Annotated in this window: 13 protein-coding genes; 5 read left to right on the top strand and 8 right to left on the bottom strand. The window is 62.2% G+C overall.

Annotated features, from left to right (window positions below; translation table 11 throughout):
- Window positions 1-22 precede the first annotated feature (22 nt).
- Both GJV18_RS12685 and GJV18_RS12680 read right to left on the bottom strand, forming a co-directional pair.
- Window positions 23-811: a type IV pili methyl-accepting chemotaxis transducer N-terminal domain-containing protein gene (locus GJV18_RS12685; protein ID WP_160346162.1), complete on the bottom strand. Its 789-nt coding sequence runs from the start codon at window positions 809-811 to the stop codon at window positions 23-25.
- Window positions 812-865: 54 nt separating this feature from the next.
- Entirely contained in the window at window positions 866-2095 is a 1230-nt protein-coding gene (locus tag GJV18_RS12680) for an alginate export family protein (protein ID WP_160346160.1), read from the bottom strand.
- 395 nt (window positions 2096-2490) lie between these two features.
- On the opposite strand from GJV18_RS12680, the gene GJV18_RS12675 reads away from it, so the two are divergent.
- The gene (locus GJV18_RS12675) at window positions 2491-3297 is read left to right on the top strand and encodes a PhzF family phenazine biosynthesis protein (RefSeq protein ID WP_160346158.1); all 807 of its coding nucleotides are present in this window, start codon (window positions 2491-2493) and stop codon (window positions 3295-3297) included.
- A 35-nt stretch (window positions 3298-3332) separates the two neighbouring features.
- Here the strand turns inward: GJV18_RS12675 and GJV18_RS12670 are convergent, their stop codons facing one another.
- Both GJV18_RS12670 and argF read right to left on the bottom strand, forming a co-directional pair.
- Window positions 3333-4442 (bottom strand): ABC transporter ATP-binding protein, encoded by a 1110-nt coding sequence (locus GJV18_RS12670; RefSeq protein WP_160346156.1) that lies wholly within the window; start codon window positions 4440-4442, stop codon window positions 3333-3335.
- Window positions 4439-5359: an ornithine carbamoyltransferase gene (argF, locus tag GJV18_RS12665; RefSeq protein WP_160346154.1), complete on the bottom strand. Its 921-nt coding sequence runs from the start codon at window positions 5357-5359 to the stop codon at window positions 4439-4441. The genes GJV18_RS12670 and argF overlap by 4 nt, the downstream gene beginning before the upstream one ends.
- Before the next feature lie 330 nt (window positions 5360-5689).
- Between argF and GJV18_RS12660 the strand changes: the two genes are divergently transcribed.
- The 3 genes from GJV18_RS12660 (at window position 5690) to grxD (ending at window position 8819) form a co-directional block, all read left to right on the top strand.
- Window positions 5690-6121, top strand: coding sequence for a hypothetical protein (locus GJV18_RS12660; protein WP_160346152.1), 432 nt, complete (start codon window positions 5690-5692; stop codon window positions 6119-6121).
- 141 nt (window positions 6122-6262) lie between these two features.
- Entirely contained in the window at window positions 6263-8371 is a 2109-nt protein-coding gene (locus GJV18_RS12655; protein WP_160346150.1) for a molybdopterin oxidoreductase family protein, read from the top strand.
- Window positions 8372-8492: 121 nt separating this feature from the next.
- Window positions 8493-8819 carry a Grx4 family monothiol glutaredoxin gene (gene grxD, locus GJV18_RS12650; RefSeq protein WP_160346148.1) on the top strand — a complete coding sequence of 109 codons (327 nt, stop codon included), beginning with the start codon at window positions 8493-8495 and terminating at the stop codon, window positions 8817-8819.
- Between the two features lie 68 nt (window positions 8820-8887).
- On the opposite strand, the gene bfr is transcribed toward grxD, so the two are convergent.
- From bfr to pyrC, 4 genes are all read right to left on the bottom strand, one after another.
- Window positions 8888-9358: a bacterioferritin gene (gene bfr / locus GJV18_RS12645; RefSeq protein ID WP_160346146.1), complete on the bottom strand. Its 471-nt coding sequence runs from the start codon at window positions 9356-9358 to the stop codon at window positions 8888-8890.
- Window positions 9359-9565: 207 nt separating this feature from the next.
- Complete coding sequence (locus tag GJV18_RS12640) at window positions 9566-9784, bottom strand: bacterioferritin-associated ferredoxin (protein ID WP_160346144.1); 219 nt, start codon at window positions 9782-9784, stop codon at window positions 9566-9568.
- Between the two features lie 209 nt (window positions 9785-9993).
- Window positions 9994-10668, bottom strand: coding sequence for a ribonuclease T (rnt, locus tag GJV18_RS12635; protein WP_160346143.1), 675 nt, complete (start codon window positions 10666-10668; stop codon window positions 9994-9996).
- Complete coding sequence (gene pyrC / locus GJV18_RS12630; RefSeq protein WP_160346141.1) at window positions 10665-11711, bottom strand: dihydroorotase; 1047 nt, start codon at window positions 11709-11711, stop codon at window positions 10665-10667. Before pyrC ends, rnt begins: the two co-directional genes overlap by 4 nt.
- 181 nt (window positions 11712-11892) lie before the next feature.
- Between pyrC and GJV18_RS12625 the strand changes: the two genes are divergently transcribed.
- The gene (locus GJV18_RS12625; RefSeq protein ID WP_160346139.1) at window positions 11893-12810 is read left to right on the top strand and encodes a flagellar protein MotY; all 918 of its coding nucleotides are present in this window, start codon (window positions 11893-11895) and stop codon (window positions 12808-12810) included.
- Window positions 12811-12902 lie beyond the last annotated feature (92 nt).

Here is a 12902-nt window from a genome sequence, read left to right as displayed (position 1 = left end):
AGGGGTAGGGAGAGGGCAGGTTTCAGTTCCCCGCCAGCATCACCCCTTCATACTGATTGGTCAGCTCGTGCATCTGCCACAGCAGGGTCTCGGTGGTGGTGGCGATCACCGTGGGTACATAGCGCGAGTCGCTGGCCAGGTTGAAACCGGCGCGGGTAAAGCGCCACTGGGCCTCGGCCTGTTGCAGGCCCTTGCTGATGCTCGGGGTGTTTTGCCGGGCCTGTTGCAATTCGGCCAAGGCCAACTCGAACTCACTGACAGCCTGCTCGAACTGCCCTTGCAGGTTATCGACCGGCAAGCGCCAGCTGATGGCCAGATAGAGCTTGGCGATACGCTGACTGAGCATGCGCTGACGGCCGCTTCGATTGACCAGCACGGCGCTGTGCCCGCCGCTGTGCTGCTCCAGCAACTGCACCACCTGCTCACTCTGACTCAGCAATTGATCACTCAGATCCAGGACCTGCAGGGCGCCGGCCTTGTCCGGGTGGGTCAAGACCTGTTCGCGGTACTGCTGCCAGGTGGCGCCGGCTTGCTCCAGGGCGGTGCGGATCTCTGCCGTGGGTGCGTACTCACTGAGGGCCAGGTAGTTGCTCTCGAACTTGGCGATGCTCTGATCGAGTTGCTGGCCGGCCTGTTCGGGGCGTACTTCGGCACCAAGCATCAGGTAGCTCTTGGCGATACGCTGGCTGAGCATGCGCTGCATGCCGGACAGGTTCATGGCCTCGGCGGCGCTGATCACGGCCCCGGCCGGTTGGGCTTGCAGGCAGGTGGCCAATAGCACCAGCAGTGGGGCGATAAGACGGATTTTCATGGGCTTCTCCAAGGGCGCGCGGACAAGCCGCGCGCCCTTTGCCAGTGGCTGGGATCAGTAGCTGTATTGCACCTGCAGCCACAGCTTGTCGGTGTCCACGGCAAAGTCGTCGGCGTCATAGCGCGCCGCCTTGACCAGCCCTACCAGGCCCTTGACCCCTGGGATTGGCCGGGCATAGGAGAGGTTGTATTCGCTGCCGTAATGGCTGCTGCCCTGTTCGGCGCGGTAGTCGTGGTACATGCCCACCAGGGTGCCGCCCAGTACGGGCAGGCTGGCGCTCAGGTAGCTGTCCTTGATGCCGTCCGCCGGGGTCAGCAGGAAGATATCGGCCCAGCCCTGGAAGGCGTGCTTGGTCGCCAGCGGGGTCTGGAAGGCGCGGTTGCCCGGGCCGCTGTCGCCGCCCAGCACTTCGTAGCCGGCCTTGAGCGCCACGCCCTTGAGGCTGTAGCCCAGCTCCATCAGGTAGTAGTCGCTGTCCAGATCCAGCGGGTTGTTCGCGTACTCACTCTGCTTGGCGTATTCCAGGGCATAGCTGACCCCGGCCACGGCGCCATTGAGGCGCAGGCCGGTGGTCTTGCTCGACTGGCTGCCGCCGGTGAGCTTGTCCAGGCCCAGGCGGTACTGGTAGGCGGTGGCGGTCAGCTCCGGCATCAGCACGTACTGCACGTTCAACAGGTGGCTGTGGCCTTCGATATTGGCCGGGTTGGCGGCGGTGTCGAAGCGGTTGTCGCCGGGGCCGAAGATGCTGTTGATGTTGTCGATATAGGCGTAGCTCAGGGTCAGCCCGGTGAGGGGTTTGAGCTGCAGCAGGGCGCCGTCGTAGGTCTGCTCGTTCTGCCGCCAGGCCACGCCGCCGATAAAGCGCTGGTTATCCAGGTTGATGCGCTGGCGGCCGAGCACGGCGCTGCCGTACTGGTGGTCGTAGCGCAGCAGGGCCTGGTTGATCTCGCTGCCGTCCGGGTCGGCCACCACCGAGTAATCGCCCTGGCCATTGCGGGTGCTGTTGTAGCTAGCATCGCCGATGCGGCTGACATTGTCCGCCTCGATCAGGACGGACAGGCCATACCACTTGCCGCTCTGGAAGCCGATGCGGGTGCGCAGGGTCTGGGCGTTGGCATTGTTCAGGGCGTTGTCCTGGTCGACATGCTCATAGCGGTAGCGCGCATCGAGGATCGGCTTGCCTTCGCTGAACAGCTTGCTGAAGGCCTCCTCGGCAAGGGCGGCGTGGCTGAAGGTGGCGCTGGCAACGGCGAGCGACAGCAGGATCAGTTTCATCATGCGCATAGTGGTCATTCCTAATAGGCCATAGGGGCTGCTGCCGCCTCGCACGAGCGGCATCACAACGGCAACAGATCCTGAAAACGCAAAAAAACGTCACGGCGCCCGGGGCTCAATGAGAGCGGGGTGCGGTGACGTCGTTGTCGGATGTGTGGCAGACACGCCGTTGTGCTGACCGGGGTGAGCCTTAGCAGGCCCCGTGCCAAGAATCACAAGTAGCTGATTTTGTTTGGCTTATAGGTTTTGTAAGACGATTTGGCGATAACTTTATGCACCGTGGCAGATCGCGCTGCCTTGCCAGGGTGCACGGCTGTACGGCTGTAATAGGGCGTGTCTGTAGCGGGCATGTTCTCGGCTGGCGCGGCATGCTTTGGCAAAACCGAACAAGGAGATTTGCCCCTATGCAGCTTGAGTTCCATCAGGTCGATGCCTTTGCCAGTCGACCCTTTACCGGTAATCCGGCCATGGTCTATCGCCTGGATGCCTGGCTCGATGATGCCCTGATGCAGCAGATTGCAGCCGAACACAACCTGGCGGAAACCGCCTTTGTGGTGAAGGAAGGGGCGGTTTGGCATATCCGCTGGTTTACCCCGACGGCCGAGGTGCCGCTCTGTGGCCACGCCACCCTGGCCAGCGCCCATGTGCTGCTGGAGTGCTATGGCGAGCGCGCGCAGGTGCTGGAGTTTACCTGCCTGTCAGGGGCGCTGCGGGTCAGCCGTGAGGGTTCGTTGCTGGTGCTGGATTTTCCCCAGCGCCTGACCCAGCCCTGCGAGCTGCAGGCGGCGGTCGAGCAGGCCATGGGCCGGGCGGTGACCGAGGTGCGCGTGCTGCCGGGGCTGGATGGCGTGCAGGAACTGATGGTGGTGCTGGACAGCGAGGCAGAGGTACGCGCCTATCAGCCCAATCTGCCGGCATTGGCCTCGCTGCCTGGTCTGGGCGTGCTGATCACGGCGCCGGGCGAGCGGCATGACTTCGTTTCGCGCTACTTCGCCCCGTCCATCGGCATCAACGAGGACCCGGTCACCGGTTCGACCCACTGCATGCTGGTGCCCTATTGGGCCGAGCGTCTGGGTAAGCCTGAGCTGAGCGCCTTCCAGTGTTCAGCTCGCGGGGGGGAGTTGCACTGCCGGTTGGAGGGTGAGCGGGTAAAGATCGCCGGGCAAGCGGTGCTGGTGGCCAGCGGTCGACTGAATTTGCCACCGGCATGAGGGGCGCCCGGGCTTGCCCGGGGCGCTGATGCTATTCAGTCGTCGCTGCTATAGCGACGTACCCCGGATTCGCCCAGATTGACCTGGGCGGCGATGCTGCCCGGGGCGGGAAACATCACCAGGTGATCGGCGGCCACGCGGATGCCCACCTGCTCGCCGGGCAGGTGGTCGGCGTGGCTGGGGAAAATCGATTCCAGCTGGCTGCCGGTGGGCAACTGCAGGCGATACAGGGTGGCGGCGCCGAGGAAGGTCTTGCCGACGATCTGCGCCTTCTGCGGGCTGTCCGGGGCGTAGACGATATCGTCCGGGCGCAGCAAGACGTCCACCGCGCTGCCAACTGGCCAGGTGTAGGCGCGATTGCCGCGGATCAGGCCCAGTTCGGTTTGTACCGAGTCGGCGCTGAGCAGCTGGCCGCGGATAAAGTAGCCCTGGCCAATAAAACTGGCGACGAAAGGGGTCAGTGGCTCGTGATAGAGATTGAACGGGGTATCCCACTGTTCCAAGCGACCATGGTTGAACACCCCCACATGGTCACTGACGGCGAAGGCCTCTTCCTGGTCATGGGTGACCAGAATGGCGCTGGTGCCGCGGGCCTTGAGAATATCGCGAACCTCATGGCTGAGGCGCCGACGCAGTTCGCCATCGAGGTTGGAGAAGGGTTCATCAAGCAGCAGCAGCTGCGGCTCCGTAGCCAGAGCCCGGGCCAGGGCCACGCGCTGTTGCTGGCCGCCGGACAGTTCATGGGGGTAGCGCTTGCCCAGGTGGCCGAGCTTGACCAGCTCCAGCAGCTCCTGGGTGATGCGTTCGCAGTTGGCCTGCTTGCGAATACCGAAGCCGACGTTTTCCGCCACGCTCAGGTGTGGGAACAGGGCGTAGTCCTGAAAGACCATGCCAATCCGGCGTTTCTCCGGGGCCAGGGTAAAGCCGGCCTTGGAGATGACCTGATCGGCCAGCTGGATCTCACCTTCCAGCACCGGCTCGAAACCGGCGATGGCGCGCAGGGTGGTGGTCTTGCCGCAGCCCGAGGGGCCAAGCAGGCAGCCAATATCGCCGGCATTGAGGTGCAGATTGAGGTTCTGCACCACGCGATGGTCATTGAAGCCGCAACTGAGGTTGCGCAGGTTCAGCAGCAGGGGCTGGCTCATGCGTGGTGGTACGCCGGTTCTACGAGAAACTCGAGCAGGGCCTTCTGCGCATGCAGACGGTTTTCTGCCTGATCCCAGGCCGCCGAACGTGGATCGTCGAGCAGGTCCTCACTGATTTCCTCGCCGCGGTGAGCCGGCAGGCAGTGCAGAAACAGCACATCCTCGGCGGCGGCATCGAGCAGGGCGCGGTTGACCTGATAGGGCTGGAAGCGCTTGAGCCGCTCGGCCGCTTCGTCTTCCTGGCCCATGGAAGCCCAGACATCGGTAGTGACCAGGTTAGCACCCTTCACTGCCTCACGCGGATCACGCAGGATCTGTACACGCTCGCCGGCCTGGGCCAGCAGGGCGGCGCTGGGTTCATAACCCTCGGGGCAGGCCACGCGCAGCTGGAAGTCGAACTGCATGGCCGCTTCTATATAGGAATTGCACATATTGTTGCCGTCGCCCACCCAGACCACGGTCTTGCCCTTGATGCTGCCGCGCAGCTCCTGATAGGTCTGCATATCGGCGAGCAACTGACAGGGGTGCAGGTCATCGGACAGGCCATTGATCACCGGCACCCGCGAGTTGGCGGCGAACTCGGTCAGGGTGCTGTGGGCAAAGGTGCGGATCATCACCGCATCGAGCATGCGCGACATGACGATGGCGGCATCGCCGATCGGCTCGCCACGGCCCAGCTGGGTGTCGCGCGGCGAGAGAAAGATGGCCTGGCCGCCGAGCTGGATCATGCCGGCCTCGAAGGACAGGCGGGTACGGGTCGAAGCCTTCTCGAAGATCATGCCCAGCACGCGGTTTTTCAGCGGCTCGAACAGCACGCCGCGGTTGCGCAAGTCCTTCAGCTCCATGCCGCGTCGGATCAGGCCCACCAGCTCATCCGGTGTGCAATCCATCAGCGAGAGAAAGTGTCTTGCGCTCATCGTTAACTACCTTTTGACAGCAGAGGCGCAGGTTCAAGGGCCAGACTGAATAATGAAAACGGCGGAACCTACGGCTTGGGGCCGCACCATGCGACGAAACGGGGAAGGCGCGATCTTATAAGGAAATGACGAGCAGGCGCAAACCGCTCGCGGTTACACCAGTCTCCGGGGCTTTGTAAGCCTTGGCCTATATCTCTGTGAGAGATGTCATAAAAATGACATCTGCGGTTGAAGCCCACCTATCCGCCACTTAGGATGCCCGCGCCTTTTCGAGGCAATGCATTGCCCCGCAATGGGGCTTCCATGGAATGTTATGAAACGGAGTTTCATATGAAACATCTTGCATCTATCGCCGCTATTTCCGCTTTCGCCCTGCTGACTGGCTGTGCCAGCCAGAACATCAGCCAGCCGACCATGCCGCTCAATGGCACCGTTGACACTGGCCTGAAGGCGGACGTGAAAGTCGGCGAAACCATTACTGGTGAGTCTTCGGTGAACATCCTGTTCAATGTGTTCAAGCTGGGTGGTGATACCCAGTTCGCCGATGGCGTGACTTACGGTGGTGGTGAAGGTGGTTTTGCCCTGGGTCTGGATCCGGTGGCTTCCGCCAAATCCGCAGCTGCTTACAAAGCCGTCAAGGCTTCGGGTGCCGACGTGATCGTCGCCCCGCGTTACGAAGTCAACGTGCAGGACTACTTCGTATACAAGACCGTCAACGTCAAAGTGACCGGCAACAAAGGTGTCGTCACTGCGATCCGTTAAGGTCCGCGCTGCAATGAATCGGCGGGCATGATGCCTGCCGATTCATAAGACAAAGCCAACTGGTATCCCTCCCTATCTGGCGCCATAGTTCAGCTCTCACGACCCGACCGGTCGTCTCGGATCAGAACAAGAGGCCAGGCCATGACCAAGTCCCTCCATTACCGTGCGTGCCATCTGTGCGAAGCCATTTGCGGCCTCGCCATCGAAACTGAAAGCCAGCCCGATGGCAGTGTGCAGATCCGCTCGATCAAGGGCGATGCCCAGGACAGTTTCAGCCGCGGCCATATCTGCCCCAAGGCGGTGGCCCTGCAGGATATCCAGAACGATCCCGACCGTATTCGCCAGCCCATGCGCCGTATCGGCAGCCAGTGGCAGGCTATTGCCTGGGACGAAGCTTTCGACCTGGTGGCCGAGCGCCTGAGTGCGATCCAGGTGGCTCACGGACAGAATGCCGTGGCGGTCTACCAGGGCAACCCCAGCGTGCACAACTACGGGCTGATGACCCACAGCAACTACTTCCTTGGCCTGCTGAAAACCCGCAATCGCTATTCCGCCACCTCGGTGGACCAGTTGCCTCACCACCTGACCAGCCACCTGATGTATGGCCATGGCCTGCTGATTCCGATCCCCGATATCGACCACACCGACTTTATGCTGATCTTCGGCGGCAACCCGCTGGCTTCCAACGGCAGCATCATGACCGTGCCGGATGTGGAGAAACGCCTGAAAGCCATCCAGAAACGCGGCGGCAAGCTGGTGGTGGTGGACCCGCGCCGCAGTGAAACCGCCGCCATTGCCGACCAGCATCTATTTGTTCGTCCGGGGCAGGATGCGGCGCTGCTGTTTGGTCTGCTCAATACCCTGTTCGAGGAACATCTGGGGCGCGCCAGTCATCTGCCGGTCGCCGGCCTGGATCAGGTACGCCAGGCCATTGCCGGCTTTACCGCCGAGGCCATGAGCGCGCGCTGCGGTGTGCCGGCTGAGCAGATCCGTCAGCTGGCCCGGGATTTCGCCGCCGCCGACAAGGCGGTGTGCTACGGGCGCATGGGCGTATCCACCCAGGCTTTCGGCACCCTGTGCCAGTGGCTGGTGCAGCTGATCAATCTGGTAACCGGCAATCTGGATCGGGTCGGCGGCGTGCTCTGCACCACCCCTGCGGTGGATCTGGTGGCGTCCACCTCCGGTGGGCATTTCAATCGCTGGCAGAGCCGGGTTTCCGGTTTGCCGGAATATGGTGGCGAGTTGCCGGTATCGGCCCTGGCCGAGGAAATGCTGACGGCGGGCGAGGGACAGGTGCGGGCGCTGGTGACGGTGGCCGGTAACCCGGTGCTGTCCACGCCCAATGGCCGCCAGCTGGAGCAGGCGCTCGACGGCCTGGAATTCATGGTTTCGGTGGACTTCTATATCAATGAAACCACCCGCTACGCCGACCTGATCCTGCCCCCCACTGCGGCGCTTGAGCACGATCACTACGACACCACCTTCAATGTCTTTGCCGTGCGCAATGTCACCCGTTTCAACGAGGCCGTGCTGGCCAAGCCAGTCGGCGCCTTGCATGACTGGGAGATCTTCGTCGGCCTGGCCAAGGCCTTTGCTGCCAGGACCGGGGTGGAGCTGAAAGCGACCATGGCCCCCGAGCAGATGATCGACATGGGGCTGCGCTTCGGCCCCTATGGCGATCAATCCGCGCACAAGTTGTCCCTGGCGGCGCTAAGGGATCAGCCCCATGGCATCGATCTGGGGCCGCTGCTGCCGAATCTGGCAGGGCGCCTGAAAACCGCTGACAAGCAGGTACAGGCCGCGCCGGCCCTGCTGCTGGGTGACCTGTCGCGTTTTGCCGCGCAGCCTTTGCCCGGTGCCGACGAGCTGCTGCTGATCGGTCGTCGCCATGTACGCAGCAACAACTCCTGGATGCATAACTATCACCGCCTGGTCAAAGGCAAGCCGCGCCACCAGTTGCTGATGCATCCGCAGGATCTGGCCCAGCGTGGCCTGGTCGATGGTCAGTCGGTGCGGGTGCGTTCGCGGGTCGGCAACATTGAGGTAGAGGTGGCGGCCAGTGACGAGATGATGCCCGGGGTGGTCAGCCTGCCCCACGGTTGGGGTCACGCCCGACCTGGGGTGCAGATGGGGATTGCCAGTGAGCAGCCGGGTGCCAGCGCCAATGACCTGACCGATGAGCGGCAGCTCGACAGCCTGTCCGGTAATGCGGCGCTTAATGGTGTACCGGTGCAGGTCGAGGCGGCCTGAGCTGCTGATTTCGGGGGCTAGGGAAAGTGGCCGGCAAGGCCGAGCATTACGCTCGGCTTTTGGTTACAATGCCGCCACCGTGCCGACCCGTGAGTCGGGAAGTTAAGCCCTGAGGTGCCCAATGGATATCATCGAAACCATCAAAGAGCAGATCGCCAACAACACCGTTCTGCTGTACATGAAAGGCTCGCCGAACGCTCCGCAGTGCGGCTTTTCCTCCAAGGCTGCCCAGGTGGTCATGGCCTGTGGTGAGAAATTTGCCTACGTGGACATCCTGCAAAATCCGGAAATCCGCGCCAACCTGCCCAAGTACGCCAACTGGCCGACCTTCCCCCAGCTGTGGGTCGGCGGTGAGCTGGTCGGCGGCAGCGATATCCTGGTGGAAATGTTCGAGAAGGGTGAGCTGCAGACCCTGATCAAGAACGCGGTGCAGAAAACCGACGCTTAAGTCGTCTGCCCCAAACAACAAACCCCGCCAAGTGCGGGGTTTGTTGTTTATAGCGCAGGGCTTGGCGCTTACTCGTCCATCTGCGACTGCAGATAGTTCTGCAGGCCAACCTTGTCGATCAGGCCGAGCTGGGTTTCCAGCCAGTCGATATGGTCTTCCTCGGAGCAGAGAATCTCTTCCAGCAGATCGCGGCTGGCGTAGTCGCCAATGCTCTCGCAGTAGGCGATGGCTTCCTTGAGGTCAATGTGGGCCTTGTGCTCGATTTTCAGGTCGCATTCGAGCATTTCCTGGGTGTTTTCACCGATCAGGATCTTGCCCAGATCCTGCAGATTGGGCAGGCCTTCGAGAAAGAGAATGCGCTTGATCAGCTTGTCGGCATGCTTCATCTCGTCGATGGACTCGTGGTACTCGTGCTCGCCAAGCTTCTTCAGGCCCCAGTCCTCGTACATGCGCGCGTGCAGAAAGTACTGGTTGATCGCGACCAGCTCGTTACCGAGGATCTTGTTCAGATGCTGGATGACTTTCTTGTCGCCTTTCATAGAGCCTGCCCTTGTGTGAGGAGTTACGGCCCATAAGTCTGGGCCGGCCAGGGGCCGCTGTCAAAGCGTAAGCCCATGAAAGTTAAGCGGAAAGTAATAAGAATAAGAACGCTTTGCCGATGCTTCTTGGTGTGCATGCTAAGTGCCTGAAAACAGGCACAAAAAAGCCGGACTCAAATATCCGGCTTTTGGCGGGGAAGGGCGGGGTTAAGCGGCAACAAAGTTACCGGAGCAGGCCAGGGCGGACTGGGCGCTTTGTACCTCGTTCAGAGTCTCGCGTACGACCTGCTTGGCCAGGCAGGCACATTTGCCACACTGGCTGGCGACGCCCAGGCTGGCGCGTACATCGCGGTAGCTGCAGCAGCCTTCGTAGATCGCATCACGGATCTGGCCGTCGGTGACACCTTCGCAGAGACAGACGTACATGGCAGAGCGCTCATCGCAGTGGAGTTGATGAGGTGATACTAATGTTAATGAGAATGAGTGTCAAACGCTTGGGTGGGCAATTCAGAACCACTGGATGAATGGCGTGCTGGCGGTTAACTGGCGAGATCATCCAGACAGCTTGACGCATTAAAAAGCCGCCGACCTGTAAGGGAGCGGCGGCTTGGGGTCAGGGCTGTGACGTGCCGGTGTCAGTCGTCGAATTCCATCCAGCCGCCCATTTCCTTCCAGCGGTTGACTATGCCGCAGAACAGCTCGGCCGTTTTCTCGGTGTCGTAGCGCGCCGAGTGGGCTTCCTTGCCATCGAAGTCGATACCGGCCGCCTGGCAGGCTTTGGCCAGTACGGTCTGGCCGTAGGCGAGGCCAGCCAGGGTGGCGGTGTCGAAACTGGAGAAGGGGTGGAAGGGGTTGCGCTTGATCTCGCTGCGCGCCACCGCAGCATTGAGAAAGCCCAGATCAAAGCTGCTGTTGTGGCCCACCAGAATCGCCCGCTTGCAACCGTTGGCTTTCAGCGACTTGCGCAGGCCGCGGAAAATTTCCGTCAAGGCGTGTTCTTCGCTGACTGCCATGCGCAGCGGGTGATCCAGCTTGATACCGGTAAAGTCCAGGGCCGCCTGCTCGATATTGGCTCCGGCAAAGGGCTCGATGCGGAAGAAGTGGGTGTGTTCTGGATAGAGAAAGCCGCCCTCGTCCATGGCGATGGTGGTCGCAGCGATTTCTAGCAGAGCATCGGTGGCGCAGTTGAAGCCACCGGTTTCCACGTCGACCACCACCGGCAGATAGCCGCGAAAGCGCGCCGCCATGGGGTGGCGCGGGCCGGATGGGCTGTGCTGTTCCTGTTCGTCGTCGTACAGATCTTCGCTCACGCCTGCGCCTCCAGTACCCGCCAGCGCAGTGTCTCGCCGGCACGCAGGGGCACGACCTGCTGGTCGCCCAGGGGCAGGCTGGCAGGGGCGGTCCAGTCTTCACGGATCAGGGTGATGTGATCGCTGTTGCGTGGCAAACCGTAGAAGTCCGGGCCATGGTGGCTGGCGAAGCCTTCCAGTTTGTCCAGGGCACCGCGCTGCTCGAAGGCTTCGGCATACAGTTCGATAGCCGCATAGGCGGTGTAACAGCCGGCGCAGCCACAGGCGGCTTCCTTGGCATGCTTGGCGTGGGGCGCCGAATCGGTGCCGAGGAAGAACTTGGTATTACCGCTGGTGGCCGCATCCAGCAGGGCTTCCTGATGCACGTTGCGCTTGAGGATAGGCAGGCAATAGAAGTGCGGACGAATACCGCCCACCAGCATATGGTTGCGGTTGTACAGCAGGTGATGGGCGGTGATGGTGGCGCCGACATTGGCCGAGGCCGCCTCGACGAACTGCACCGCGTCACGGGTGGTGATATGTTCGAACACCACCTTGAGCGTCGGGAAACGCTCGACCACGCGAGTCAGGTGCTCGTCGATAAAGGCCTTTTCGCGGTCGAACACGTCGATCTCGGCGCGGGTCACTTCACCGTGCACCAGCAGCAGCATGCCCACCTCGGCCATGGCTTGCAGAGCCGGGAAAATCTTGTCGATGCTGGTCACGCCCGAGTCGGAGTTGGTGGTGGCGCCGGCCGGGTAGAGCTTGGCGGCATGTACGAAACCGCTGGCCTTGGCCGCGCGTACGTCCTCGGGGCTGGTGTTGTCGGTGAGGTAGAGCACCATCAGCGGCTCGAACGCGCTGCCGGCCGGACGGGCGGTGAGAATACGCTGGCGGTAGGCGTCGGCCTCGACGGCGTTACGCACCGGCGGTACCAGGTTGGGCATGATAATGGCGCGACCGAAGGTGCGCGCGGCATCCGCGACGGTATGTGGCAGCACGGCGCCATCGCGCAGGTGAATGTGCCAGTCATCGGGGCGCAGCAGGGTCAGGCGATCGGTCATGGGGGCTTTCCAGGCGGGCAAAAACGAGGCCTGAATGCTACCGGAAAAGGCCGTCCGGGGCACGCCGCAGATCACCTGCCATTGGCCGGCCCGCTGCAGTCGCTGGGCAAAAGAGTCTTAAGTTTTTGCCAATCTCACCGATACCCCGAGGGAACGCCGTAATTCCCCTTTGGAGCGTGCCGTGCGCCAGCCATCCCTGATTCTGTTAAGCCTGCTTACCTGCGTGCCGCTAACGCCCGCCGCCTGGGCGATCAGCTTCCAGACGCGCCTGGAGAAGGTCGAATGGCAGGTGGAAGGGGATCAGTTCGAGTGTCGTCTGTCGCAGCCGGTAAGCAATTTCGGCGTGGGTGAGTTTGTCCGCCGTGCTGGCGAGCAGGTGACCTTCCGCCTGCAGTCCCGTGAGCGCTGGCTGGATACCGGCTCGGCCACCCTGCTGGCCGCAGCCGCGCCCTGGCAGCCGGGGCGTGGCGATATCAACCTGGGTGTGGTGCCGGTCAGTGCTGCGCCGGTTGCGCTTAGCAGCAGTCAGGAGCAGGGGGCGCGCCTGCTCACCAGCATGCTGGAAGGGCGCAGCCCGCTGGTGCGTCATCGTACCGCCCAGGGGCGCGACAGTGTCGAGGTGCGCCTGCTGCCGGTTAAGTTCCAGAAGGCTTATGACGACTATCTCGAATGCACCGCCGGGCTGTTGCCAGTCAACTTCGATCAGGTGCGCCAGAGTCAGGTTGGCTTTCCGGGAGGCGGCGTGGCCCTGGATCCCATGGGGCAAGCCAAGCTGGATATCATTCTGGGCTTTCTGCGTGCCGATCCCAGCGTCAACCGTATCCAGCTCGACGGCCATGCCGACAACAGCGGCAATCGCCTGACCAATCGCGATCTGTCACGTCGCCGCGCCCTGGCCGTCATGGAGTATCTGGTGGCCCAGGGGGTGCCGGCCGAGCAGATCACCGTGCGCTTCCATGGAGAACGCTACCCGCTGGTGCCCAATAACAGTGAGGCCAATCGGGCGAAGAATCGCCGGGTGACCATGCTGCTGGAGCGTGTGCCGGCAAGTCAGGTGCCTGTATCGCAGGCACCTGCAGAGGCCATCAACCCGGATTGAGTCGTGTGACTGGAGGGTCGCTTGGTCGATCTCTCTTGTCGCACCCCTGTAAAAGATCGAGCGCGGCCAGTAGAATCACGGGTTTTCCCGCA

Source organism: Pseudomonas xionganensis (genome assembly GCF_009763245.1).
In the GTDB taxonomy this organism is placed as follows: domain Bacteria; phylum Pseudomonadota; class Gammaproteobacteria; order Pseudomonadales; family Pseudomonadaceae; genus Aquipseudomonas; species Aquipseudomonas xionganensis.
Note: the sequence above shows the minus strand (reverse complement) of the source record. Positions and strands in the feature narration are given on the sequence as shown.

What these genes read in the sequence shown, in the direction of transcription:
- GJV18_RS12685 (WP_160346162.1), bottom strand. Translation starts at nt 811, where the DNA reads ATGAAAATCCGTCTTATCGCCCCACTGCTGGTGCTATTGGCCACCTGC.
- GJV18_RS12680 (WP_160346160.1), bottom strand. Translation starts at nt 2,095, where the DNA reads ATGCGCATGATGAAACTGATCCTGCTGTCGCTCGCCGTTGCCAGCGCC.
- GJV18_RS12675 (WP_160346158.1), top strand. Translation starts at nt 2,491, where the DNA reads ATGCAGCTTGAGTTCCATCAGGTCGATGCCTTTGCCAGTCGACCCTTT.
- GJV18_RS12670 (WP_160346156.1), bottom strand. Translation starts at nt 4,442, where the DNA reads ATGAGCCAGCCCCTGCTGCTGAACCTGCGCAACCTCAGTTGCGGCTTC.
- argF (WP_160346154.1), bottom strand. Translation starts at nt 5,359, where the DNA reads ATGAGCGCAAGACACTTTCTCTCGCTGATGGATTGCACACCGGATGAG.
- GJV18_RS12660 (WP_160346152.1), top strand. Translation starts at nt 5,690, where the DNA reads ATGAAACATCTTGCATCTATCGCCGCTATTTCCGCTTTCGCCCTGCTG.
- GJV18_RS12655 (WP_160346150.1), top strand. Translation starts at nt 6,263, where the DNA reads ATGACCAAGTCCCTCCATTACCGTGCGTGCCATCTGTGCGAAGCCATT.
- grxD (WP_160346148.1), top strand. Translation starts at nt 8,493, where the DNA reads ATGGATATCATCGAAACCATCAAAGAGCAGATCGCCAACAACACCGTT.
- bfr (WP_160346146.1), bottom strand. Translation starts at nt 9,358, where the DNA reads ATGAAAGGCGACAAGAAAGTCATCCAGCATCTGAACAAGATCCTCGGT.
- GJV18_RS12640 (WP_160346144.1), bottom strand. Translation starts at nt 9,784, where the DNA reads ATGTACGTCTGTCTCTGCGAAGGTGTCACCGACGGCCAGATCCGTGAT.
- pyrC (WP_160346141.1), bottom strand. Translation starts at nt 11,711, where the DNA reads ATGACCGATCGCCTGACCCTGCTGCGCCCCGATGACTGGCACATTCAC.